Here is a 23401-nt window from a genome sequence, read left to right as displayed (position 1 = left end):
GTTCCGCCGGCTCAGCGGGCCGAGGACCGCGGGGAGGACGGATTCCCACTCGGGCCCTGCACCCGCCCCGTGCCCCCGTGGAGGGAGTTGAACTCCGCCACGTTGTCCATGTGCGTCGCGTAGTCGGAGGTGAAGCGGGTGTCTCCGCGCTTGACCGTGACGAAGTACAGCCAGTCCCCCGGCGTCGGGTTGAACGCCGCACGCATCGCGTCCTCGCCGGGGTTGTCGATCGGTGTGGGCGGCAGGCCCATGCGCTGGTAGGTGTTGTAGGGGCTCTCGATGCGGGCACCGACCTGGCTCGTGCGGGCGCCACTGCGGTCCAGCGCGTAGTTGATCGTCGAGTCCATCTGCAGCGGCATCCCGCGCTTCAGCCGGTTGAAGACAACCCGGGCGACCCTGCCCATGTCCGCCTTGGTCGCGGCCTCGGCCTGGACGATGCTGGCGACGGTGACGGTCTGGTAGACGTTCATCGTGTTGCGCTGCGCCCCGGCCGCGATCGGCGCCGCGCTGAACTTGCTGTCGGCGGTGTCGACCATGAAGCGCAGCAGGGACTCGGACGTCGCTCCCTTCTGCAGGGGGTACGTTGCCGGGAAGAGATAGCCCTCCGGGTTGCCTGCGGCGTCGCGCGGCAGCTTCAGACCGGCCTTCCCGACGGAGCTGCGCGTGCTTCCGGCAGGCAGCCGGAGGGCCTTGTCGATCGCGTCGTACACCTGGCTCGCACGCCAGCCCTCCGGGACGACCAGCGCGGCGGACGGTGTCTGCTCGGATCCGCCGTTCAGCGTCAGCAGCGGCATCGCCACGGCGGTACCGGCCACGACGGCGCCGGCCACGACGAGGACGAGTCTGCCCCGGCGGGTCAGTCGAATCGTGCTCCGTGGCGGAATGTTCGTCTGCATGCGGGAACGGTAATACGCATATCACCACAAACCCGGCATATGTTCGGTCTGTCGGTCGAGCGTCAGCGCGCCGGTTTGCGGCCGCGTTCAGCTCGTCGGCTCGAGCTGCGCGTCCCGGCGCACCAGCGCTGCGTACCGCCCGTCCAGTTCCAGCAGTTGCTCGTGGCTGCCGCGTTCGGCGACCCGCCCGGAGTCGAGGACAACGATCTGGTCGGCGCTGCGGATCGTGGACAGGCGGTGGGCGATGGTGATCGTCGTCCGGTCGGCCGACAGGGCGTCGATCGCCTCCTGGACGGCGGCCTCCGTACGGGTGTCGAGCGCGCTGGTCGCCTCGTCGAGGATGAGGACCGGCGGATCGCGCAGGATGGTGCGGGCGATCGCGAGGCGCTGTTTCTCACCGCCGGAGAAGCGGTGGCCGCGTTCGCCGACGACCGTGTCATAGCCGTCGGGCAGCGCGGCTATGTGGTCGTGTATCTGTGCCGCTCCGGCCGCCGCCTGCAGTTCCTCGTCCGTGGCGTCCGGCTTGGCGAAGCGGAGGTTGTCGGCGACCGAGGCGTGGAAGAGGTACGTCTCCTGCGAGACGACGCCGACCGCGCGGGCGAGGGTGTCGAAGTCGAGGTCCCGGACGTCGACGCCGTCGATGGTGACGCGCCCGCCCGTGACGTCGTAGAGGCGGGGCACCAGATAACCGAGCGTGGACTTGCCGGCGCCGGTCGGGCCGACGACGGCGAGGCTGCCGCCCGCGGGCACCGTGACATCGATGCCGTCGAGGACGGGGCGGGTCCTGTCGTCGTTGTCGTAGTGGAACTCCACGCCCTCGAAGCGGACTTCACCCTTGACCTGGTCGAGGTGGACGGGCTGCTCGCGCTCGGTGATGTCGATGGGCAGGTCCAGATACTCGAAGATGCGCTGGAAGAGGGCGAGGGAGGTCTGGATCTGCACGCCGGTGGCGAGCAGGCTCACTGCCGGCCGGAACAGCCCCTGCTGGAGCGAGACGAAGGCGACGATGGTGCCGAGCGAGACCTTGGGGCCGCCGAACTGCAGGGCCAGGCCTGCCGTCCAGTAGATGACGGCCGGCATCGCGGCCATGACGATCGTGATCACGGCCATGCGCCAGCGCCCGGCCATGTTCGACTTCACTTCCAGGTCGACCAGGCGCTCGGACTCCTCGGCGAAGGACGCGGTGAGCGAGTCGGAGCGGCCCATGGTGCGGCCCAGCAGGATGCCGCTGACCGAGAGCGACTCGGTGACGGTGGCCGCCATCGCGGCCATCTGCTTCTGCCGCTGTGTGGTGATCTTCTTGCGTTCGTTGCCGACGCGGCGGCTGATCCACACGAACACCGGCAGCAGGAGCAGCGAGACGATCGTGAGCCGCCAGTCGAGGGCGACCATCGCGACGATCGTGGCGACCACGCTGGTGGCGTTGGAGACCAGGGAGGTGGCGGTCGAGGTGACAGTGGCCTGCATGCCGCCGATGTCGTTGGCGATGCGGGACTGGACCTCGCCGGTGCGCGTGCGCGTGAAGAAGGCGAGCGACATGCGCTGCAGCCGGCCGTAGACGGCGGTGCGCAGGTCGTGCATGACGCGCTGGCCGACGGTGGTCGAGATCAGTGTCTGGAGGACGCCGAAGACGCTGGAGAGGACGGCACTGAGGATCATGCCGAGCGCGAGCAGGCTGAGCAGGCCGGTGCGGCCCTGGGGGATCGCGACGTCCAGGGTCTCCTTGAGCAGGAACGGCGTGGCCACCGAGACCAGTGAGGAGGCGCCGACCAGCAGGCCGACGATCACGAGCCGCCCGCGGTAGGGACGGAAGAGCTTCAGGATGCGGCGCACCTGCCGGGGCTGCTCCTTGGCGTCGGCAGGCGGGGTCCAGGACGGTTCTCGGTCGGGATGCATGGGCTCCTACGGAGGTGAACGGGCGCCGGTCGGGGATCGGCCGACGATGACCAACGGATCGTAGCTCATTGTTACCTATACTCACAATGAACGGCATCCTGATATTGTTCCCGCATGACCACCCCCGATCCCGACGGCCTGCTCGCCGAGCAGCTGCTGCGGCTGACCCGCCGGGTGCACCGCATCCAGAAACGCCATCTGGAACGCCACGACCTGGGCGTCACCCCGGCGCAGTCCCGGCTCCTGCGCACGCTCGCGCACTACGCCTCGCCTCCACGCATGGCCGACCTCGCCGAGCGCCTGGAGGTGGTACCGCGCGCGGTGACGACGCTGGTCGACGGGCTGGAGGCGAACGGGAAGGTGCGGCGGGCGCCGGATCCGGCGAACCGGCGGGTGACCCGGATCGAGCTGACGGACGAGGGGCGTACGACCCTGCGTGAGCTACGCGGCGCACGCCGCTCGGCGGCCGAGGAGATCCTCGCTCCGCTCACGGAGAAGGAACGCCAGGTGCTCGGCGTGCTGCTGGACACACTCATCGAGGGGGACGGCGGCCAGCGCTGCTGAACACAGCGCGGCAGGCTCGGCTTACGGCCAACCGGGCTCGGCGCACAGCACGGCGGGCCGCAACCACCCTCGGCGCACGGCCCGCCGGCCTGCGGTCAGCCCATACGCGGCGCGACTCCCTGCGCGGTCAGCGCACGCACGGCGCGAGTTCCTCGACGGTCAGCCCACGTGCGGCGCGGAGCCCTCGACCATCAGCTCGCTTCCGGAGCGGGTTCCTCGGCAGCCGGCCGTACCCCGACGGGGCCCTGGCTCCGGACCCTTGTCGGGTACGAACGCGATCTCCCCGTCCAGCACCTGCTTCGCCCGCGCGGTGTCCGGCGCACCCTCCCAGCGGGAGACCGCGAGGACGGCGACGCAGTTGCCGAACAGGTTGGTGGTGACCCGCATGGAGTCCATGGTCCGGTCGACGCCGAGCAGCAGGGCGACCGCTCCCGCCGGGATGACGCCGAGCTGGATTGCGGTCGCGGACAGCGCCACGAAGGCCGAACCGGGCACGCCCGCCATGCCCGCCATGCCCGCCATGCCCTTGCTGGTCAGTATCAGCATCAGCACCAAGACCAAGACCAAGGTGATCTGCCGGCACCCGGCCCGCCGCAGCTTCTGCAGTGACGAAGACGACGATCGCGAAGACGACGTCCTGCGCCTGCTCGATGGCCGACGGGATCCGCGGACCTCTGTGTGGCCGAGGCGGAGCAGTGCGGCGCCCACCAGGCAGGCCAGGACGAGGCCCTGGAGCAGCGCGTTGTCCGCGAAGGCACCGACGACACTGTTCGGCAGGGTGTCGACGATGAACTCGGTGGTGGACGGCAGCGATCCGCCCTGGGTCTGCTGGTCGAGCGCCGAGGCGTCGAGCTCGGCTGCGTCGACGCGCATTCCGGTGCCGGGGCCGGCCAGGCGTTGGCGGCGGCGAGGCCGAGGAGCAGCGTGGCTGTGGACGGGACCTCGAACCAGATCTGGGCCTTCAGCGCGATCCGCCCGAAGGCCTTCAGATCGCCGGCCTTGGCGATGCCGACGACGGCCACGCAGAACACCAGCGGCGAGATGACCGCCTTGATCAGGCGCAAGAACCGTCGCCGAGCGGCTGGGAAGCCGTGACCGGCTCCGGCCACGGCTTCCCGACGACGATGCCGAGCACGAGGGCGCAGGTGACCTGCGTGAAGAGGGAGGCTCGGGTAAATCACCCCGCGCGTGGTGCGCTCCACATCGCCGGACTCAACAGCGCTCGCGATCCTGCGTCAGCACTCCCTGAACCGTGGTCAGCGACCGGTCGTAGCAGCCGTCGGAGCCGTAGAGCCGATAGCGCTCGCTCGAGGTGCCGACCGCGTGCCGCTGGTCGCGCGGCACGTTGATCGTGTACGCCGCGTCGCCGCTGTAGGTGTCGTCGAGCCGCGACCACGCGGTGCGCCGGCCGTCCCGCAGTTCCACGACCGAAGCGCGGTCGCCGATCGTCAGCACGGTACGCAGCCGGTCGTCCGCACCGATGGTCGTGGCGCCGTCCATGGTGTACGTCCGGTCGGTGCGTGTGGCCCGTGCGGGACCGTCGCCGCCGACGGTGACCGTCTGGTCGTCGGTCCAGGTCGCGTCCAGTCCGTCGGTGTTCTCGCCGTCGGTCCACCGGTGGACGGAGGTGTTGGCGAGTGTCCGGGTGACGGTGGTGGTCACGCGGCCGTGGGAGGTGTCGAGGTATCCGGAGACGATGAGCCGGTGTCCGGCCTCGGTGTTCACGCGGTTCTCCGAACCGGGCGTGTAGGTCGAGGAGTTGGCGATGTCCGTCGCCTTGTCCTCGGTGAGCGCTCCCGTGACGTGGGCGCGGTGCGCGTCCTGCCAGACCAGGACGTTCACCGGTGTGCTCCAGCCCGACTGGCCCTCGGGCACGCCGACGACGGAGACCTCGACGCGGTGCGCACGCCCGTCATCGAGCAGGCCCGCGAAGGGTGTGAGGTCGTATTCGATCGGCCGGACGTCGAAGGCGCCCGGCGCCGGAACGACGTACCAGAGGAAGGGGTTGGACCAGCCGCCGGTCCACACGTTCGGGAACGGCGCGGCGACTCCGGCGAGTTGGCCGTCGACCTTGATCTGCACCTCGCGGTAGGGGCCGTGATCGGCCTTGCAGGAGTACGACGCCGGGTCGGCCACGGTCAGGTACCAGAACTCCTCGCAGCCGCCGCCCGAACCGGTCGCGTAGACCTCGGCGACGATCCGCTCGCTGTTGCGCGGGGCGGTGAGGGTCGTGCCGTCGGGCGTGCCGGCGAGGGTGAGCACGCGGTCGGGGGTCCGCTGCGAGGGGCGGCCCGCGTAGAAGGTCAGGGTGACGTGCACGTCGATGACGCCGGTGTAGGTGTCGTTCACGACGTTGCCGATCAGCATCTCGACGTCCTGCGGGCTGCGGAAGGTGTCGCTGTAGCGGGTGACGTCCTTCTCGACGTGCCATTCGATGCCGTCGGGTGAGGGCTCCGGGGTGGAGGTGCGCAGGATCTCGACCCCGCCGACGTGCAGATAGCCGAGGCGGTCGTACTGACGGCCCTTCACCTTGCCGTCGAGCCGCAGGACTACCTTGTTCCAGTGGTCGCCGCAGCCCTGGGGTGGGGTGTACGCGCCACGGTACGGCGTGAAGTCACGGAACTGGGCGTCGGCGAGGGTGACCTGGCACGACCTGGTGTGCGGTCGCTCGACGGGCGGTGCCGCGGTGACCGGATCGTGCCAGTCGGAACCGAACTCGGCCGGGACGTCGGCCGCTTGGGCCGTGGCGCCTCCGGTGCCGAAGAACGCGCTCACCAGGAGGGTCGCTCCGGCAAGCATGGACATGACTATCCGTCTTCTCATGGCCGGTGTTCTACGGCCAGTCGGTGCCGGTCCGCAATGACGCCTCGGGAAGAACGGCGCGATCGTGCGCCGGGCGCGCCCACGCCGGGTCGCCCTGCTCCTGCGGCGGTGCCGAGTCGCACTTCACGCACGTGGGTGCCCGGAACGGGCCTGGTCTCTCCTGACCGTCGGAGGCCGCACGCGCCCCTGGCCACTGGACGCCGCACACGCCGGTGCGTCAGGCGCGAAGTTCCGCGCGGTCGCCCATCACCATCACCGGATGCCGGTCCGGGTCGAGCGTGCGCAGCAGGAACTCCATGGCGTCCTTGGACACGCCGACACACGCGGACGTGCCGTCGCCGTGGTCGAGATGCAGCCAGATGCCGCCGCCTTTGTCGTCGCCCTCGGGGCGTGTGAGGTCGTACGGCGGGGTGCCCGGGAGGCGGTTGTAGTCGATGGCGATGACGTAGTCGAAGTCGTGCTGGTGCGCCTCGTCCCAGTCGTTCGGCGGTGCGTAGGCCTCCTCATCCTGGCCATAGGGCAGCCGGGTGCCGGGGTCGGCGAGCACACCCCCCGCGTCGGACAGACCGAACACGCCTACGGGACTGCGCTCGTCACCCATGTGATGGTCCGTGGTCCAGCCGTTCCTGCCGTTGTGCCCCGGCCACTCGGCCACCGCCCACCACTCCGGCCCCTCCCGTGTGTACAGCACGACCGTGGAGTCGGGAGAGTCCTCATCCTCTCCGTACACCGCGACGACCTGGCCGGAGTCACGTGGGATCTGCCGGAACAGCCGGTCACCGACGCCCGGGATGCGGATCGAGCCGGTCGTCGGGGTCATCGACACCGTCGAGCTCTGCGCGCCAGGCCGGGGCCTTGCCGCCGCCCCGTGGGAGCGAGCCTGAACGGACACTTCGGTGCCGCACGCCGACAGAGTCGCCAGAAGGGTTCCAAAAACCGTCAGCACGACCTTCGTTCGCCGCAGACCGGGGATCTTCACGATTCCATGATGGCTTGGACAACGGCCCATTGTGCGACCTTCTGGACATTCGGGTGACGGCAGCGGCACCAGGCCCGGTGCGCGGTGGCCGGAAGCGGGTGGATTTCGCCCCTCCGTCAGGAAAACCGTTTGAAATTCACCACTCAGCGACGCGAACCTTTCACGGCTTGTCACCGCTTTTCGCCCCTTCCCTGCTTCTCCCCCGTCCCCTCGCCATCCCCCCTCATCGCTTCCCTCCTGACACGAGCCACTGGTACGTCATGCAGATTCAAGATCTTCCGTACTCCGATCCGGGCATCCCGGACGCACGTTCGGGCCCCCGATTCCTGTGGTGGCTCGGACGGAACCAGCTGGGCGGACAGCTGAAGTCGCTCGCCTGGGGCCTGCTGCACTTCGTCTCCGTCTCGTCCCTTCCCTTCTGTGTCGGCCTGGCCGTCCAGGCGGTCATCGAGCGCTCCGGCTCCCGGCTCGCCCTGACGGGTGCTCTGATGCTGCTGTGCGCCACGGGCATCGCCGTCGGTGACACCTTCCTGCACCGGACCGCCGTCACCAACTGGATCACCGCCGCCGCCCGCGTCCAGCAACTGCTGGCGCGCAAGGCCGCCCACTTGGGCTCCGCCCTGACCCGACGGGTCGCCGCCGGCGAGGTGGTGGCCGTCTCCACCGGCGATGTCGAGAAGATCGGCTGGTTCGTCGAGGCGGTCTCCCGGTTCACCGCGGCCGCGCTGACGGTCGTGGTGGTCTGTGTCGGCCTCCTCGTCTACCAGCCTTCCCTGGGCGTGGTCGTCGCCCTCGGACTGCCGGTCGTGGCGCTCGCGGTGCTGCCGCTGCTGCCCAGGGCGACGCGCCGCGCCGACGAGCAGCGTGAGAAGGCCGGCCGGGCCACCGAGCTGGCCTCGGACACGGTCGCCGGACTGCGGGTGCTGCGCGGCATCGGCGGCGAGGAACTGTTCCTCGACCGCTACCGCCGCGCGTCGCAGGAGGTACGGCACGCCGCGGTGCGCAGCGCCCGGATGTGGTCGCTGATCTCCGCCGTCCAGGTGCTGCTGCCCGGGCTGCTGCTCATCGCCGTCGTCTGGCACGGCACCCACCTGGCCCGCCAGGGCCGCATCACCGTCGGCGAACTCGTCACCGTCTACAGCGCGGTCATGGTCCTCAACTATCCGCTGCGGCACTTCGAGGAGATCGCCATGGCGTACTCCTTCTCGCGCCCGTCGGCCACGCGGGCGGCCCGCGTGCTGTCGCTGGAGCGGTCCACGGCCACCGAGGGCACCCTCGAGGCGGGCGTGCCGGGCGGCGACCTGCACGACCCCGGCACCGGTCTGCTCGCTCCCGCCGGCCTTCTCACCGCAGTGGTCTGCGGAGACCCGGACGCGGCGGGCAGGCTCGCGGAACGACTGGGCGGCCACCCGGCCGAGCCAGGCCGCTCGGTGCTGCTCGGCGGGCTCGCACTGGACGACCTCCCCCTGGACAGCGCGCGCACCGCCGTGCTCGTCCAGGACAAAGACCCTGTGCTGCTCTCCGGCACGCTGCGCGAGTTGCTCGACGTGCCCGCCTCGGGAGCCGTACGGGCCGCGGACGCGCTGGCCGCGGCGCAGTGCGAGGACGTCCTGGACGCGCTCGTCCAGGGATCCCTGGACGTCGCCGACCCGATGGACGCCCGCATCACCGAGCGCGGGCGGTCCCTGTCCGGCGGCCAGCGCCAGCGGCTCGCGCTGGCCCGGTCGCTGATCACCGACCCGGAGGTACTGGTACTGGACGAGCCGACCTCCGCGGTCGACTCGCACACCGAGGCGCGGATCGCCGACGGACTGCGCCGGCTGCGCTCGGGCCGTACGACCGTGGTGTTCACCTCCTCGCCGCTGCTGCTCGACCGCGCGGACCGGGTCGCATTGGTCCACGAGGGCGAGGTCGTGGCGGTCGGTGTGCACCGCGAACTGGTCGACGGCGAGCCGCGATACCGGGCCGTGGTCACGCGGGAGACGCACGACGAACTGGCCGCGGCCGACGAGGGCGCCCTGGTGGGCGCCCGCCAGGAGCCGGAAGAGATGGAGGAGAGCGCATGATCGGCGTAGCGCCGCCGGTGTACGACCCGGCGGCCCCCACGACCGCCACCACCCTGCCCGTCGGCGCGACCGCGACCGTGCGCGCCTATGCCGTGGAGCTGTTCCGCCGGCACCGCCGGGCGTTCCTGCTGCTCATCGGCGTCAACACGGTGGCCGTGATCGCCTCCATGGTGGGTCCCTACCTGCTCGGTGGCCTGGTCGAGCGGGTGTCCGACCGGTCGCGGGAGCTTGATCTCGGCCCGACCGCCGGGTTGTTCGTGCTCGCGCTGGCCGTGCAGGCCGTGTTCACGCGACAGGTGCGGCTGCGCGGCGCGATGCTCGGCGAGCGGATGCTGGCCGATCTGCGCGAGGACTTCCTCGTCCGCTCGGTCGGGCTGCCGCCGGGAGTGCTGGAACGGGCGGGGACGGGCGATCTGCTCTCGCGCATCACCACCGACATCGACCGCCTGGCCAACGCGATGCGCGAGGCCGTGCCGCAACTGGCGATCGGTGCCGTGTGGGCCCTGCTGCTGCTCGGCGGTCTCGTCGTGACGGCCCCGCCCCTCGCGGCCGCCGTACTGCTCGCCGTGCCTGTGCTGGTGGCCGGGTGCCGCTGGTACTTCAAACGGGCGCCCTCCAGCTACCGCTCCGAGGCCGCCGGGTACGCGGCCGTCGCCGCCGCGCTCGCCGAGACGGTGGACGCGGGCCACACCATCGAGGCGCACCGGCTCGGCGCCCGCCGCGTCGCCCTGTCGGAGCGGCGGATCAAGGAGTGGACCGCCTGGGAGCGGTACACGCTGTGGCTGCGGTCCGTGCTCTTCCCGGTCATCAACGCAGTCCACGTCATCGTCCTCGGCTCGGTGCTGATGGCCGGCGGGGCGTTCGTGCTGGGTGGCTGGATCGGGGTCGGGCAGCTGACCACCGGCGCCCTCATCGCACAGATGCTCGTCGACCCGGTGAACCTGATCCTGCGCTGGTACGACGAGGTACAGGTCGCCCAGGTGTCGCTGGCCCGCCTGGTCGGCGTACGGGACATCGAGCCGGACGCCGGGGACGCCTCGCTGGCGCCGGACGGGCGAGACGTGCTGGCCGACCAGGTGCACTTCGGTTACCGCGAGGGCGTCGACGTGCTGCGCAAGGTGTCCCTCGAGGTCGCCCCGGGCACCCGGCTGGCCCTGGTCGGCCCCTCGGGCGCGGGCAAGTCCACCCTGGGCAGGCTGCTCGCCGGGATCTACGCACCCCGCGACGGCCGGATCACCCTCGGCGGCGCCGAGCTGTCCCGGATGCCGGCGGAACGCGTCCGCTCGCACGTCGCCCTGGTCAACCAGGAACACCACGTCTTCGTCGGCTCCCTGCGCGACAATCTGCTGCTGGCCCGCACCGATGCCACGGATGCCGAGCTGTGGGCGGCGCTGGGGGCGGTCGACGCGGACGGCTGGGCGCGGGTCCTGGACGACGGCCTGGACACCGAGGTGGGCTCCGGCGGTCTTGCGCTGACCCCGGCACAGGCCCAGCAGATCGCGCTGGCCCGGCTCGTGCTCGCCGATCCGCACACGCTGGTCCTGGACGAGGCGACCTCGCTGCTGGACCCGCGCGCGGCCCGGCATCTGGAACGATCCCTGGCCCGGGTCCTGGACGGCCGCACCGTGGTCGCCATCGCCCACCGTCTGCACACCGCCCATGACGCGGACGTGATCGCCGTCGTGGAGGAGGGTCGCATCAGCGAGCTCGGCAGCCATGACGAGCTGGTCGCGGCGGACGGCGCATACGCGGCCCTGTGGCGGTCCTGGCACGGCTGAGGACCCGGCGAGCGCGCGAGCGACCGGTACCGCGACGCAGTGCCCGCGGGCAAGGCCGGTCCCCCCGATCGCGGCGGCGCTGCCCACGGTGACCGGGGCCGCGCCGCCAGGTGGCGTGGCCCCGGCCGCCGCTTCCCGGGACGGCCCGAACGCCACATGCGGGCGCGTGGCTGGGGCCGGCGCCGAGCCCCGCCGGGTCACCGTGGGGGTCGGCGCCGGCGCTCGACCGAGCAGGGTCGCGGCGGGTGGGTGCGCACCCCTGCCTCCCCATGCTTCGGACAGCCAGGCCATGGCACACGGGCGGCCAGTAGGGCCTGCCGGCGCTCGACCGAGCCAGGTGACGGCGGGCCGGTGCGCAGTCGCGCCGCCCGGCATCTCAGGCAGTCGGGGCATGGCGCGCGGGCGCGCGGTGGGCTGTGACCGGTGCCGGTGCCCGGGCGCGGGCACTGACCGGTGCCCGTGCCGTTGCGCGGTCCCGAGCAGGGGTGGAAGTCTGGAGAACGGCACCGGTGCGGGGAACACCCCGGAACCACCCGGTTCGCGGCGTGTGCGCCTCGTGCCAGGCGTGCCGGCGGCCCGCCGCCCGTTGCGGTGGCACATGGCCGTCCTCACCACCTGGAGGTACTCGTGGACAGCGCCGACGGCTGGGGGGACGACGTCTACCAGCCCGATTCCTCGGAGATCCGGGAGGACTCGGGGGTGCTCGACGTCGAGGACACACTGGACTTCGACGGCGTCGCGGACCCGCTCGACCGTGGCTGGTCCCCTCCCGAGCGCCCCTGGGCTGTGGAGCACACCGGGGTGACGGCGGCCGAACGCCAGGCGGGTGAGACCCTGGACCAGCGCCTCGCCGAGGAGCAGCCCGACCTCGTCGCCCGGGACGGCGACGACATCGGTGACCGCGACACCGACGGGGAACCCCTCGACAACGAGGTCGGCAACCTCCGCTCCGGCCGGCTTGTGGCCCCGGACGAGGGGGCGCACGAGGACGAGGAGGCGGCCCTCGTCGCCACGGACGTCGGCATCGACGGCGCCGCCGCCTCCGCCGAGGAGGCCGCGATGCACATCGTCGACGAGGAGTCCCTGTCCGGCTGACCCTCGGGCCCCGGCCGGCCCGCCCACGCCCTGCCCGACCGCCCCGCCCGAGGAGCCGCCATGCAGCAGGACAAGCACCCCGAGTACCACGCCGTGGTGTTCCGCGACCGCGCCGCAGGCTACGCGTTCCTGACCCGCTCGACGGCGCGGAGTGAGCAGACCATCGAGTGGGACGACGGCCAGACCTACCCGGTGATCGATGTGGAGATCTCCTCGGAGAGCCACCCCTTCTACACGGGCAAGGCCCGCACGGTCGACACCGAGGGCCGTATCGCCCGCTTCGAGCGCCGGTACGGCGGGGCGGGGACCGACGAGGCGACCTGATCCCCGGGGGCGCCTCGGGCCAGGTGCCGGGGGCGTCAGATGCGAGGGGCGCCTCGGACGCGGAGGGTGGCTCAGATCCGGGGGGCACCGCAGATGCGAGGGGCGCCTCAGATGACGTTGAGGGCCGCCGCGCAACCCACGCCGCCGAGGAGCATGAACACGGGCATCAGCACCTTCAGCTCCACCCAGCTCCCGGCCCGGAACCGCATCACCTTCGGCGGCCCCACCGGGTACCAGCGCTTGCGGCCCAGGGGGATCGGCCACAGGATCGGGCAGCCGGAGACCGTCAGCGCGTCGCCGATGTCGTGCACCAGCGCGCCGAGCACGATCGGCAGCCCCAGCCACAGGTACTGCTGGCCCGGCGCCGTGAACAGCCAGTCGGAGCCGTTGCCCGGCTTGTCCAGGACGCCCGCGAGAATCCACGCGGTCGTCGCCGCCAGCAGCCAGACCAGGACATCGCTGCTGGAGCCGCGCGCCGCCCGCCACAACAGGCCCTCGATCGCCAGCACCATGTGCACGAACAGGATCGCCAGCACGGCCCATCGGCCCCCCGCGATCGCCGCCGCCGAGCAGCCGGCACCGAGCAGGACCGCCCACAGCCAGGTGTGCGTCAGCGTGCGGTGACCTCCGTTGCGGCGCGGGTCGCCCTTCATCCGGGTCGCCTTGTAGACGGCGTACGACAGCTTGTCCACGATCTCGCAGATCCAGTGGGAGATCGGACCGAAGGAGCGCGAGATGGTCGCCGCCTTGTGGTCGAGGTCCGGGGCGAGCGCGGCACCGGCACAGATCAGAGCCCCCACGAGGAGCACCGGCCAGGGCATCGGATGCCCCGCCGCCGCGGCGGCGGCTCCGACCCCGAGCCAGGCCGCGGCCCCCGACAGTGAGTGTGCTGGTCCCATCATGGCCGCTTCCCGCCCCATTCCTCGTGTGCCGCTGTCCAGTTGACCTGGTGCGCTGACATTCCGTCGGCGACACAGCGTAGCGGCCGTGATCTTCCTGCCCGCAGCCGATTCCCCCCTCGAGGGCAAGGCCAGGCAAGATGGGTGCGTGACCCTCATCGATCAGCTGCCGCCGACCGCCGACCCCGATGCCCTGTACGAAGCCTTCGAGTCGTGGGCGCAAGAGCGCGGCCTCACCCTCTACCCCCATCAGGAGGAGGCGCTGATCGAGGTGGTCTCCGGGGCGAACGTGATCGTCTCGACGCCCACCGGCTCCGGAAAGAGCATGATCGCCGCGGGCGCGCACTTCGCCGCGCTGGCTCGGGACGAGGTCACCTTCTACACCGCCCCGATCAAGGCGCTGGTGTCGGAGAAGTTCTTCGAGCTGTGCAAACTGTTCGGCACCGAGAACGTCGGCATGCTCACCGGCGATGCCTCCGTGAACGCCGACGCGCCCGTGATCTGCTGCACCGCCGAGGTGCTGGCGTCGATCGCGCTGCGCGACGGCAAGGACGCGGATGTCGGCCAGGTCGTCATGGACGAGTTCCACTTCTACGCCGAGGGGGACCGTGGCTGGGCCTGGCAGATCCCGCTGCTGGAGCTTCCCCAGGCCCAGTTCATCCTGATGTCGGCCACTTTGGGCGATGTGTCCTTCTTCGAGAAGGATCTCGCCCGCCGCACCGGCCGCCCCACGTCGGTGGTCCGCTCGGCCACCCGCCCGGTGCCGCTCTCCTACGAGTACCAGCTCACCCCGCTCACCGAGACCCTCACCGACCTGCTGGAGTCCAGGCAGGCTCCGGTGTACATCGTGCACTTCACGCAGGCGCAGGCCGTGGAGCGGGCGCAGGCGCTGATGAGCATCAACATGTGCTCGCGTGAGGAGAAGGACCAGATCGCCGAGCTGATCGGCAACTTCCGCTTCACCACCAAGTTCGGCCGCAACCTCTCCCGTTACGTCCGGCACGGCATCGGCGTCCACCACGCCGGCATGCTGCCCAAGTACCGGCGCCTGGTGGAGAAGCTCGCCCAGGCCGGTCTGCTGAAGGTCATCTGCGGCACGGACACGCTCGGAGTCGGCGTCAACGTGCCCATCCGCACGGTGCTGTTCACCGCCCTCACCAAGTACGACGGCAGCCGCGTACGCACACTGCGGGCCCGGGAGTTCCACCAGATCGCGGGCCGGGCCGGCCGGGCCGGTTTCGACACGGCGGGGCTCGTCGTGGCGCAGGCGCCGGAGCACGTCATCGAGAACGAGAAGGCGCTGGCGAAGGCGGGCGACGACCCGAAGAAGCGGCGCAAGGTGGTGCGCAAGAAAGCGCCGGAGGGTTTTGTCGCCTGGACGGACAACACCTTCCAGAAGCTGATCGAGTCGGAACCGGAGCCGCTGACCTCGCGTTTCCGGGTGACGCACACGATGCTGCTGTCGGTGATCGCCCGCCCGGGCAACGCGTTCGAGGCGATGCGCCACCTCCTGGAGGACAACCACGAGCCGCGCAGGCAGCAGCTCCGGCACATCCGCCGGGCGATCGCGATCTACCGGTCGCTGCTCGACGGCGGGATCGTGGAGAAGCTCGACAAGCCCGACGCCGAGGGCCGTATCGTCCGGCTCACCGTCGACCTGCAGCAGGACTTCGCGCTCAACCAACCGCTGTCCACGTTCGCGCTCGCCGCGTTCGAACTCCTCGACCCGGAGTCGCCGTCCTACGCCCTCGACATGGTCTCCGTCGTCGAGTCCACCCTGGACGACCCGCGGCAGATCCTCGTCGCCCAGCAGAACAAGGTGCGGGGCGAGGCCGTCGCCGCGATGAAGGCGGACGGCGTCGAGTACGAGGAGCGCATGGAACGCCTCCAGGACATCACCTACCCGAAGCCGCTGGAGGAGCTCCTCTTCCACGCGTACAACACCTACCGCAAGAGCCACCCCTGGGTCGGCGACCACCCGCTGTCGCCGAAGTCGGTCATCCGGGACATGTACGAACGGGCGCTGTCCTTCACCGAGTTGGTGTCCTTCTACGAGCTGGCCCGCACCGAGGGCATCGTGCTGCGCTACCTCGCCAGCGCCTACAAGACCCTCGACCACACCATCCCCGACGACCTGAAGTCCGAGGATCTGCAGGATCTGATCGAGTGGCTCGGCGAGATGGTCCGCCAGGTGGACTCCAGCCTGCTGGACGAATGGGAGCAGCTCGCGAACCCGGAGGAGATGACCGCCGAGGAGGCTCAGGAGAAGGCCGACGAGGTGAAGCCGGTCACCGCCAACGCGCGCGCCTTCCGGGTCCTGGTCCGCAACGCCATGTTCCGCCGCGTGGAACTGGCCGCCCTGGACCAGGTCGAGGAGCTCGGCGAGATGGACGCCGAGTCCGGGTGGGACGCCGACGCCTGGGGCGAGGCGATGGACAAGTACTGGGACGAGTACGACGACCTCGGCACCGGCCCCAACTCCCGCGGTCCCAAGCTGCTGGTCATCAACGAGGAGCCGGAGAACGGCCTCTGGCGCGTCCGTCAGATCTTCGACGACCCGAACGGCGATCACGACTGGGGCATCAGTGCGGAGATCGACCTCGCGGCCTCGGACGCCGAGAGCCGTGCGGTCGTGCACGTCACCGATGTCGGTCAGCTGTGAACCCTTGTCGACCAGTTGTGAGCCCAGGAGAATCCCACCGATGACGACGAACCCGGCCGAGCGACTGGTCGACCTGCTCGACCTGGAGCAGATCGAGGTCAACATCTTCCGTGGCCGAAGCCCGCAGGAGTCGCTGCAGCGCGTCTTCGGCGGCCAGGTGGCGGGCCAGGCGCTGGTCGCCGCCGGCCGCACCACGGACGGCGACCGCCCGGTGCACTCGCTGCACGCGTACTTCCTGCGCCCGGGCCGCCCCGGTGTGCCCATCGTGTACCAGGTGGAGCGGGTCCGCGATGGCCTGTCGTTCACCACGCGCCGGGTCACGGCCGTGCAGCAGGGCCGCACGATCTTCAATCTGACCGCCTCCTTTCACAAGCCTGAGGAAGGACCGTTCGAGCACCAGCTGCCGCCGGCCCGTGAGGTGCCCGACCCGGAGTCGCTGCCGACGGTCTCCGAGGAGATCCGCAAGCATCTGGGCGCGCTGCCGGAGCAGTTGGAGCGGATGGCGCGCCGCCAGCCCTTCGACATCCGCTACGTCGACCGGCTGCGCTGGAACGCCGAGGAGATCAGGGGGGCCGAGCCGCGCAGTGCCGTGTGGATGCGCGCGGTCGGGCCGCTCGGCGACGACCCGCTGGTGCACACGTGCGCGCTGACCTATGCCAGTGACATGACCCTCCTGGACGCGGTCCGGATCCCCGTCGAGCCGCTGTGGGGGCCGCGGAACTTCGACATGGCCTCGCTGGATCACGCCATGTGGTTCCACCGGCCGTTCCGTGCGGACGAGTGGTTCCTGTACGACCAGGAGTCGCCGATCGCCACCGGCGGCCGGGGTCTGGCCCGCGGGCGCATCTACGACCTGCAGGGGCGTCTGCTCGTCTCGGTCGTCCAGGAAGGCCTGTTCAGGTCCCTGTAGCGAGCCCAGGTGACCGGGCTTGCGGCCGTGTGGTTCAGACCCGCGCGGGCCCGGACCTTCTCCCCCGCAGCCAGGCGCGCAGGCCTCGCTTGGTCCGCGTCGGGGACTGCTCGGCGCCGCGGTGTCCCCGGCGGGCCGAGGACGGTGCGGCCGCCCGCACCATCGGCGTGCCGTGCCACTCGAACGCTCGGACCACGGGCTCGTCCTTCGGGTCGGGCTGCCCCGGCAGCCGTCCACCGCTCGGCCCGGATCCCACCGTCACCGGCTCGCCCTCCGGCTCTCGCAGCGGCGGAGCGGCTGCCCAGGCCGCGGCCGTCTGCTCCCCGGACTCCGACGGCGCCGGTACGGCCTCCTCCGTGGGTAGCGTGACCGTCCGGGTCATGGGCGGGATGGGCCGTGCGACAGCTCGCACGGCCGGGGCGGTGCGACGGACGGCCGGGCGCGGGGCCCGTGAGTGGGCGCGGGCCTCCTCGAGCACATGGGCCAGTTCGCTGCGCAGCCACTCGATCTCGTCCGCGTCCTGCGCGGTCGTGACCCGCTCGGCGAGGTGCGCGGCAGGCGATCCCGGGGTGCCCTGACCGGGTGGCGCAGGACGGAACCGGTTCACATAGGCACGCTCGTAGGGATCCTTGACGACGTCCGCGATCTCGACGGGCGGCAGGAAGGCTGCCACGGCGCCGGCGCGAACCCATGGATCGTCCGCTTGCCGCAGCAGGAATCCGAGGTGACGTCCCCGCCAGTTGCGGGCACGCAGGTCCACTCCGGCCTCCAGCTGGCCCCGCAGGTTCTCGGGCGTACGTCCCTTGAGCAGATGGGCGTTCTTGGGGTCCGAGGTGAAGTTCCGCAGGTCTTCCGCCAGATACAGCCAGACCACGGCTCGGTACCGGTTGAGGTACCACTTGGCCGGCACGAGCAGGCCCAGGCGGGCGAGGCGGGTGAACCGCCCGGCCGGGATCTCCATGAGGGCGGCACCCTCGGTGGTGCCGACCACCCGCACGCGGTCGTGAAGAGCGTCCGGGTAGCCCTCCTGTGCGCGAAGGCGGTCGATCTCGGTGCGCTCCACCCTGCGGTCTCCCCCGCCCTCGTCCCGCACGGTCCGGATGTGGCCGAGGTGCACGGCCAGGTCGAACTCGCCGCGCTTGAGGCCCAGTTCCCGAGCGGCATGGCTCGGGGTGCAGGTCGTGGGCCGGGACGGACTGAAGGTGCTTGCCGACATGGTCGTACTCCCCCGTGGAGTCGTTGGCTCACGCCCTGTGCGTTCGCCGTGCACCCACCGTAGCCAATTCGGCGCAGGACGTGGCAGCCCTGTGGATAACTCCGCCACGGGAGCAGAACTCGCAGGTCAGGCGTCTGCGGTGGGGGTGCGCTCCGGTTGCCTGGCGTCGACGCCGAGATGCTCGCCGACTCGATTGACGAGCAGGGTCATCTCGTAGGCGATCTGGCCGATGTCTGCCTCCGCGCCGCTGAGCACGCACAGGCAGCTGCCGGTGCCGGCGGCGGTCACGAACAGCACCGCGTCGTCGTACTCGATCATCGTCTGGCGTACCCTGCCGGCGCCGAAGTGGCGGCCCGATCCCTTGGCGAGGCTGTGCAACCCGGATGCCACGGCGGCCAGATGCTCGGCGTCCTCACGGCGTAGGCCCGTGCTCGCGCCCGTGACCAACCCGTCGTTCGACAGGACCAGCGCGTGCCGCACGTGGTCCACTCGCTCGGTCAGATCGTCCAGGAGCCAGTCGAGTCCCTGGTTCTGCGCCATCTCCGTCTCCCCGTGTGATGTCTCCCCCTGGCTGGAGGAACTCCCCGCCAGCCTTCCCCACCTCCGGCGTCCGGGCAAGCAGGATGGACGCATGGCACAGAAGATGACCGACGAGGAATGGCGGGCGTTCGTCTCGCACGGCACCCGGACCGGCAAGCTGTCCACCGTTCGCGCCGATGGGAGCCCTCATGTGGCCCCGATCTGGTTCCTGCTGGACGGGGACGAACTGGTCTTCAACACGGGCAGGGACACGGTGAAGGGGCGCAATCTCGCCCGGGACGGGCGGGTCGCCCTGTGTGTGGACGACGATCGGCCGCCGTTCCACTTCGTGGTGCTGAACGGCCGCGCACAGCTGTCGGAGAACCTGGAGGAGGTGCGTCATTGGGCCACCCGGATCGCCGCCCGGTACATGGGCGAGGACCGCGCCGAGGACTACGGCGCCCGCAACGGCGTTCCGGGTGAGTTGCTGGTCCGGGTGCCGGTCGACCAGGTGGTGGCCGTGAAGGATCTGGCGGCCTGAGCGGCGGGCTCAACCGACCGAGTCCAGGAGCCGGGCGGTGTGCATCCGTCCGGCGTACTCGACGAGCCGGATCAGCACCTCCTTGCCGGAGTCCCGGTCACGTGCGTCGCACAGCACCACGGGAGTGCCGCGGTCGAGGTCGAGGGCACGTGAGACGTCGTGTGCACCGTAGGCGCGGGCGCCCGCAAAGCAGTTGACGGCCACCACGAACGGGATGCGCCGGTGCTCGAAGTAGTCGACCGCGGGGAAGCAGTCCTCCAGGCGCCGTGTGTCCGCGAGGACGACGGCGCCGAGAGCGCCCTGGGACAGTTCGTCCCAGAGGAACCAGAAGCGGTCCTGTCCCGGTGTGCCGAAGAGGTAGAGGGACAGACCGGAGCGGATGGTGATGCGGCCGAAGTCCATGGCGACGGTGGTGGTGACCTTCTGGTCCACGCCGTCGGTGTCGTCCACCAGCTGCCCTGCCTCGCTGAGGAGTTCCTCGGTGCGCAGCGGCCGGATCTCGCTGACGGCCCCGACCAGGGTCGTCTTGCCGACGCCGAACCCGCCGGCGACCAGTATCTTCAGCGCCAGGGCGGCGGTGTCGCTGACGGCTTCGGAGTGCTCGGTGACCATGATCACTTCTCTCGGGAGGGCCGGCTGCGGTCGGCGTCCGTCTGCTGCGGGCGCGAAGGCAGCATCATGACAACGGAGCCGCACCTCCGGGCTGTTGGACCGAAACGCACCTGATGTGACTGACTCGCGTCCGGTCGGAGGCGAAACGCGTACGGATCGGGATGCTGCACGGCGAACCGCGGCTTCGGAACGTTCATCTACAGGGCTCGCAATCCCTCGATGACCTCGCGCAGGATCCGCTCGTCGGGCAGGTGGGCCGGCGGCACGGGACGGCTGACGACCACGCAGCCGAGTTCCAGCAGGTCGCCGAGGAGCACTCTGACGACGCCGACGGGAAGGTCGGCGTCCGCCGCGAGTTCGGCGACGGACTGTGTCTCCGTGCGGCAGAGCTCGATCAGCGTGCGGTGTTCGGGGCCGAGCGCGGCGTCCTCGAGCGCCGGTGCCGCGGGGTCGAGGGTGACGAGGGCGATCAGGTCGAAGCGCACCGCGGTGGGACCCGGCTGGGTGCGCCCGCCCGTCATCGCGTACGGGCGCACGAGTGGTCCGGCCTCGCCGTCGTACCACTGGCTGCCCGGCTCCCACGGACCGGCGCTGTCGTTCTCGGTCATCTGTGCCGCCCGTCCCGGGTCATCCGGCTGCGGGCGGCTGCGCGGTGACGCGCGGCGGCGTGTACAGGTGCTCGCCGACCCGTTTGACCAGGCGCGCCATCTCGTAGGCGACCAATCCGATGTCGGCGGTGACGGCGGTGAGCACGGCGAGGCAGGAACCGTCGCCGGCGGCGGCCACGAAGAGGAACGCGTCGTCCATCTCGACCATGGTCTGCCGCACGCCGCCCGCTCCGAAGTGCCGTCCCGCCCCCTTGGCGAGGCTGTTGAAGCCGGAGGCTACGGCGGCGAGGTGTTCGGCGTCCTCGCGCGCGAGGCCGGTGGAGGCGCCGACGGCCAGTCCGTCGTTGGAGAGCACGACGGCGTGCCGTACCTCGCGCACGCGCATCACCAGGTCGTCGAGCAACCAGTCCAGTTCGCCGGAGCGCTGGCCGGCCCTCGTGTTCGGGTCCTGGATCATGCCGGGTCTCCTTCGCTGAGGTCACTGCCCGTTTCGGGTTCCGGGGCGGCGCCGCGCCCGGGCTGTCTGCCGCCGCCGCGAGCCCAGCCGGCGCGGTAGGCGGCCATGCGGTCCCGTACCAGTTCGGGGGTGCGCCGTTCGTCGCTGTGCCGTGCGGTCTCCTGCGCCGGCTCATCGGGACGCTGCTGCCGGAGCTGAGGGGCGAGGCTCGCCTGGCGCACGCGGCGTGGGAGGTTGTCCGAGCTCTCGGAGTCGTCCGGCGGTCGGTGCAGCCTCAAGGCGGTGACTCCGGGGGGTGGGGTTTCGTCGCCGGTGCCGTGCGGGCGTGGCTCGTCGACCACGCCGTGGGGGCCGGGAGCGGTGGCCACGAGGGCGGGCCGGTCCGACCGTGTGGCGACGGCCTCTTGACGTGGACTTGCGCCCGGCACGCGCGCGTACTCGCGATCCGGATCCTGACGGGACTGCTCACCTTGATGGGATGAACGTTCCGTCGCCCCGGTGTTCAGCAGGGCGGTGGGCACCAGGACGACCGCCGTGGTGCCTCCGTAGGGGGAGGTCCGCAGATGCACCTTGACGTCGTGCCGGGAGGCGAGCCGGCTGACCACGAAGAGTCCGAGCCGGTCGCTGTCGAACAGGTCCAGCGCCTCGGACTGTTCGATGCGGCGATTGGCCTCCGCGAGGGTCTCGGCGCCCATGCCGAGTCCCCGGTCCTCGATCTCCAGGGCGTAGCCGTTGCCGACGGGCTCGCCGTTGACGCGCACGCGCGTGTGGGGCGGGGAGAACTGGGCGGCGTTCTCGACGAGTTCGGCGAGCAGGTGGGTGAGGTCGGCGACGGCGGCGCCGATGACATGGGCTTCGGGGAGCTGACGCACCTCCACGCGCGCGTAGTCCTCGATCTCGGAAACGGCGGCCCGTACGACGTTGGTCAGGGACACCGGCATGCGCCAGGCCCGGCCGGGTGCGGCGCCGGAGAGGATGATCAGGCTCTCGGCGTGCCGCCGCATGCGCGTGGTGAGGTGGTCGAGGCGGAACAGGTCGCTGAGCTCGTTGGGATCCTCCGAGCGGCGCTCCATGCTGTCCAGGAGGCTGAGCTGGCGGTGGACCAGCACCTGGCTGCGGCGGGCCAGGTTGACGAAGACGCCGGAGATGCCGCTGGCGAGTTCGGCGCGTTCCACGGCGGCGTGCAACGCGGCGCGGTGGACGGTGGTCAGGGCTTCGGAGACCTGACCCGTCTCGTCCTCGGCGGGTGGTCCGGCGGGCGCCTCCGCCTGGATGTCGATCTCCTCTCCGGCACGCAGTCTGCGCATCGCTTCGGGGAGTTTGCGGCGCGCGATCTCCAGGGCGTCGTTGCGCAGGCTCACGAGTTCGACGACGAGACCGCGTCCGATGCTGACGGAGATGACGAGCGAGGCGGCGACGGCGGCCAGGCCGAGGAGCACGGCAGCGCCCGCGGGGCTGAGCAGGCCGCGCGTGAACGGATCGGCGCGGCCCGCGACGGCCCGGCCCGTGTCCGCCGCGATGCCTTGCATTCCGTCCTGCACACGCGCATGGGCTGCGTTCCAGGCGGCCTGCGGTGCCGCGTCGGCCGGCTTGCTGCCGGGCCCGGCGGCAATGATCTGGTCCTCGGCGGCACCGAGGGCGGTGTAGGCGCCGCTGTCGGCCAGGCCCTGCCAGGCGGCGCGCTGGGCGACCGGCAGGTCGGCGACCGCGACCTCGGTGAGGGTACGGCGCGCCGCGACGGCGGCACCGAACAGCCGTAGCCGTTCGCCCTGCAGCTGCGCGGCGGTCCGCGCGCTGCCGAGCAGGGTGTCCTCCTGGGCGAGCGCCTCGGCGGCCCGGCTGAATTCGAGCAGCACGCGCGCGTCGGAGCCGACGTCAGCCCGCTGGATGCCGGTGAGGGCGCCGTCCACGGCGAGGGCCGCGCCGATGGTCTTCGTGTACTGCGCGTACGCCCTGTCCCAGCCGGCTTTGCGGTCGAGTACGGCCGTGCGCAGGGCGCGCAGGCGTTCGACCCCGGTGACGAAGGCGTAGAGGCGACCGGAGACACCGGCGGGCAGTTCCTCGCTGTCGGCGACGGTGTTGTGGCCGCCGAGCCGCAGCTCGGCCACGGCTCCGTCGGTACGGGCGGCCAGGCTTCGCAGGTCGGTGTCGTCGCCCGCGCCCGGCGCGGTGGCGTAGCGCACGGCTGCGGTGCGCTCGGCCTGCAGGGCGGTGACGGCCGCGGCCACCGGGGTGCGCAGTTCGGCGTCGACCCGCTGGGACTGCCGCAGCCGGGCCACGTCCTGGGCGGTGGTGACGGTGGCGTACGCCCACAGGGCGAGCAGGGAGACGACAGGCACCATCAGCAGGCTGACCACCTTGGCGCGCACGGTGCGGGGGCGCAGGTGCCGGCGGTTGCCACGCGCGCGTGCCTTGGCCGGTGGGGTGCCGAACGGGCGGTCGGCAGCCTCGGCGGCGGGCGGTCCGGCGTGTGCGCGACGGCCGCGCGGCGGATGCGCGGGAGTGCCGGCTTTGGTGGTGGTACGGGGTGGGCGCATGGCCTCCTCGTTCGGGACG

The 23401-nt window shown here is 71.3% G+C and carries 18 protein-coding genes and 2 pseudogenes; 8 read left to right on the top strand and 12 right to left on the bottom strand.

The window, feature by feature from the left end:
- Positions 1 to 11: 11 nt before the first annotated feature.
- Both mltG and ACWGJ5_RS41770 read right to left on the bottom strand, forming a co-directional pair.
- Positions 12 to 896 (bottom strand): endolytic transglycosylase MltG, encoded by an 885-nt coding sequence (gene mltG, locus ACWGJ5_RS41775; RefSeq protein ID WP_453314837.1) that lies wholly within the window; start codon positions 894 to 896, stop codon positions 12 to 14.
- Positions 897 to 983: 87 nt separating this feature from the next.
- Positions 984 to 2792 (bottom strand): ABC transporter ATP-binding protein, encoded by a 1809-nt coding sequence (locus tag ACWGJ5_RS41770; protein ID WP_453314836.1) that lies wholly within the window; start codon positions 2790 to 2792, stop codon positions 984 to 986.
- Between the two features lie 114 nt (positions 2793 to 2906).
- Here ACWGJ5_RS41770 and ACWGJ5_RS41765 point away from each other — a divergent pair, with 114 nt between their 5' ends.
- The gene (locus ACWGJ5_RS41765; protein ID WP_453314835.1) at positions 2907 to 3356 is read left to right on the top strand and encodes a MarR family winged helix-turn-helix transcriptional regulator; all 450 of its coding nucleotides are present in this window, start codon (positions 2907 to 2909) and stop codon (positions 3354 to 3356) included.
- A 159-nt stretch (positions 3357 to 3515) separates the two neighbouring features.
- Here ACWGJ5_RS41765 and ACWGJ5_RS41760 read toward each other — a convergent pair.
- The 3 genes and pseudogenes from ACWGJ5_RS41760 to ACWGJ5_RS41750 form a co-directional block, all read right to left on the bottom strand.
- Positions 3516 to 4491: pseudogene (locus ACWGJ5_RS41760) on the bottom strand (cation:dicarboxylate symporter family transporter).
- 77 nt (positions 4492 to 4568) lie between these two features.
- Positions 4569 to 6179, bottom strand: a complete 1611-nt coding sequence (locus ACWGJ5_RS41755; protein WP_453314834.1) for a peptide-N4-asparagine amidase — start codon at positions 6177 to 6179, stop codon at positions 4569 to 4571.
- Between the two features lie 217 nt (positions 6180 to 6396).
- Positions 6397 to 7188, bottom strand: a complete 792-nt coding sequence (locus tag ACWGJ5_RS41750) for a hypothetical protein (RefSeq protein WP_453314833.1) — start codon at positions 7186 to 7188, stop codon at positions 6397 to 6399.
- Positions 7189 to 7418: 230 nt separating this feature from the next.
- On the opposite strand from ACWGJ5_RS41750, the gene ACWGJ5_RS41745 reads away from it, so the two are divergent.
- From ACWGJ5_RS41745 to ACWGJ5_RS41730, 4 genes are all read left to right on the top strand, one after another.
- Positions 7419 to 9224, top strand: a complete 1806-nt coding sequence (locus ACWGJ5_RS41745; protein WP_453314832.1) for an ABC transporter transmembrane domain-containing protein — start codon at positions 7419 to 7421, stop codon at positions 9222 to 9224.
- The gene (locus ACWGJ5_RS41740; RefSeq protein WP_453314831.1) at positions 9221 to 11002 is read left to right on the top strand and encodes an ABC transporter ATP-binding protein; all 1782 of its coding nucleotides are present in this window, start codon (positions 9221 to 9223) and stop codon (positions 11000 to 11002) included. Before ACWGJ5_RS41745 ends, ACWGJ5_RS41740 begins: the two co-directional genes overlap by 4 nt.
- A gap of 627 nt (positions 11003 to 11629) precedes the next feature.
- The gene (locus ACWGJ5_RS41735) at positions 11630 to 12097 is read left to right on the top strand and encodes a DUF5709 domain-containing protein (RefSeq protein WP_228617241.1); all 468 of its coding nucleotides are present in this window, start codon (positions 11630 to 11632) and stop codon (positions 12095 to 12097) included.
- 60 nt (positions 12098 to 12157) lie between these two features.
- Positions 12158 to 12421, top strand: coding sequence for a type B 50S ribosomal protein L31 (locus ACWGJ5_RS41730; protein ID WP_453314830.1), 264 nt, complete (start codon positions 12158 to 12160; stop codon positions 12419 to 12421).
- Positions 12422 to 12528: 107 nt separating this feature from the next.
- Here the strand turns inward: ACWGJ5_RS41730 and ACWGJ5_RS41725 are convergent, their stop codons facing one another.
- Positions 12529 to 13323, bottom strand: a complete 795-nt coding sequence (locus ACWGJ5_RS41725; RefSeq protein WP_453314829.1) for a metal-dependent hydrolase — start codon at positions 13321 to 13323, stop codon at positions 12529 to 12531.
- 145 nt (positions 13324 to 13468) lie between these two features.
- Between ACWGJ5_RS41725 and ACWGJ5_RS41720 the strand changes: the two genes are divergently transcribed.
- Both ACWGJ5_RS41720 and ACWGJ5_RS41715 read left to right on the top strand, forming a co-directional pair.
- Complete coding sequence (locus ACWGJ5_RS41720; RefSeq protein WP_453314828.1) at positions 13469 to 15982, top strand: DEAD/DEAH box helicase; 2514 nt, start codon at positions 13469 to 13471, stop codon at positions 15980 to 15982.
- Between the two features lie 40 nt (positions 15983 to 16022).
- Positions 16023 to 16892, top strand: a complete 870-nt coding sequence (locus ACWGJ5_RS41715; RefSeq protein ID WP_453314827.1) for an acyl-CoA thioesterase — start codon at positions 16023 to 16025, stop codon at positions 16890 to 16892.
- A gap of 289 nt (positions 16893 to 17181) precedes the next feature.
- Here ACWGJ5_RS41715 and ACWGJ5_RS41710 read toward each other — a convergent pair.
- Both ACWGJ5_RS41710 and ACWGJ5_RS41705 read right to left on the bottom strand, forming a co-directional pair.
- A pseudogene (locus ACWGJ5_RS41710) lies at positions 17182 to 18108 on the bottom strand (DUF6397 family protein); the annotation flags it as partial.
- 126 nt (positions 18109 to 18234) lie between these two features.
- Positions 18235 to 18648 (bottom strand): roadblock/LC7 domain-containing protein, encoded by a 414-nt coding sequence (locus tag ACWGJ5_RS41705; RefSeq protein ID WP_228617234.1) that lies wholly within the window; start codon positions 18646 to 18648, stop codon positions 18235 to 18237.
- Positions 18649 to 18739: 91 nt separating this feature from the next.
- Between ACWGJ5_RS41705 and ACWGJ5_RS41700 the strand changes: the two genes are divergently transcribed.
- Positions 18740 to 19168 (top strand): PPOX class F420-dependent oxidoreductase, encoded by a 429-nt coding sequence (locus ACWGJ5_RS41700; protein WP_453314826.1) that lies wholly within the window; start codon positions 18740 to 18742, stop codon positions 19166 to 19168.
- Positions 19169 to 19177: 9 nt separating this feature from the next.
- On the opposite strand, the gene ACWGJ5_RS41695 is transcribed toward ACWGJ5_RS41700, so the two are convergent.
- From ACWGJ5_RS41695 to ACWGJ5_RS41680, 4 genes are all read right to left on the bottom strand, one after another.
- Positions 19178 to 19780 (bottom strand): GTP-binding protein, encoded by a 603-nt coding sequence (locus tag ACWGJ5_RS41695; RefSeq protein WP_453314825.1) that lies wholly within the window; start codon positions 19778 to 19780, stop codon positions 19178 to 19180.
- A 197-nt stretch (positions 19781 to 19977) separates the two neighbouring features.
- On the bottom strand, positions 19978 to 20388 hold the full coding sequence (locus tag ACWGJ5_RS41690) for a DUF742 domain-containing protein (protein WP_453314824.1): 411 nt from the start codon (positions 20386 to 20388) through the stop codon (positions 19978 to 19980).
- A 19-nt stretch (positions 20389 to 20407) separates the two neighbouring features.
- Positions 20408 to 20845 carry a roadblock/LC7 domain-containing protein gene (locus ACWGJ5_RS41685; protein WP_453314823.1) on the bottom strand — a complete coding sequence of 146 codons (438 nt, stop codon included), beginning with the start codon at positions 20843 to 20845 and terminating at the stop codon, positions 20408 to 20410.
- Positions 20842 to 23382, bottom strand: a complete 2541-nt coding sequence (locus ACWGJ5_RS41680; protein WP_453314822.1) for a sensor histidine kinase — start codon at positions 23380 to 23382, stop codon at positions 20842 to 20844. Before ACWGJ5_RS41680 ends, ACWGJ5_RS41685 begins: the two co-directional genes overlap by 4 nt.
- Positions 23383 to 23401 lie beyond the last annotated feature (19 nt).

The organism is Streptomyces sp. NPDC054783, assembly GCF_053611725.1.
This window is presented reverse-complemented; position numbering and strand designations above follow the sequence as displayed.

Coding starts and splice junctions, on each gene's coding strand:
- mltG (WP_453314837.1), bottom strand. CDS start 896: ATGCAGACGAACATTCCGCCACGGAGCACGATTCGACTGACCCGCCGG.
- ACWGJ5_RS41770 (WP_453314836.1), bottom strand. CDS start 2,792: ATGCATCCCGACCGAGAACCGTCCTGGACCCCGCCTGCCGACGCCAAG.
- ACWGJ5_RS41765 (WP_453314835.1), top strand. CDS start 2,907: ATGACCACCCCCGATCCCGACGGCCTGCTCGCCGAGCAGCTGCTGCGG.
- ACWGJ5_RS41755 (WP_453314834.1), bottom strand. CDS start 6,179: ATGAGAAGACGGATAGTCATGTCCATGCTTGCCGGAGCGACCCTCCTG.
- ACWGJ5_RS41750 (WP_453314833.1), bottom strand. CDS start 7,188: ATGGGCCGTTGTCCAAGCCATCATGGAATCGTGAAGATCCCCGGTCTG.
- ACWGJ5_RS41745 (WP_453314832.1), top strand. CDS start 7,419: ATGCAGATTCAAGATCTTCCGTACTCCGATCCGGGCATCCCGGACGCA.
- ACWGJ5_RS41740 (WP_453314831.1), top strand. CDS start 9,221: ATGATCGGCGTAGCGCCGCCGGTGTACGACCCGGCGGCCCCCACGACC.
- ACWGJ5_RS41730 (WP_453314830.1), top strand. CDS start 12,158: ATGCAGCAGGACAAGCACCCCGAGTACCACGCCGTGGTGTTCCGCGAC.
- ACWGJ5_RS41725 (WP_453314829.1), bottom strand. CDS start 13,323: ATGATGGGACCAGCACACTCACTGTCGGGGGCCGCGGCCTGGCTCGGG.
- ACWGJ5_RS41715 (WP_453314827.1), top strand. CDS start 16,023: ATGACGACGAACCCGGCCGAGCGACTGGTCGACCTGCTCGACCTGGAG.
- ACWGJ5_RS41705 (WP_228617234.1), bottom strand. CDS start 18,648: ATGGCGCAGAACCAGGGACTCGACTGGCTCCTGGACGATCTGACCGAG.
- ACWGJ5_RS41700 (WP_453314826.1), top strand. CDS start 18,740: ATGGCACAGAAGATGACCGACGAGGAATGGCGGGCGTTCGTCTCGCAC.
- ACWGJ5_RS41695 (WP_453314825.1), bottom strand. CDS start 19,780: ATGGTCACCGAGCACTCCGAAGCCGTCAGCGACACCGCCGCCCTGGCG.
- ACWGJ5_RS41690 (WP_453314824.1), bottom strand. CDS start 20,388: ATGACCGAGAACGACAGCGCCGGTCCGTGGGAGCCGGGCAGCCAGTGG.
- ACWGJ5_RS41685 (WP_453314823.1), bottom strand. CDS start 20,845: ATGATCCAGGACCCGAACACGAGGGCCGGCCAGCGCTCCGGCGAACTG.
- ACWGJ5_RS41680 (WP_453314822.1), bottom strand. CDS start 23,382: ATGCGCCCACCCCGTACCACCACCAAAGCCGGCACTCCCGCGCATCCG.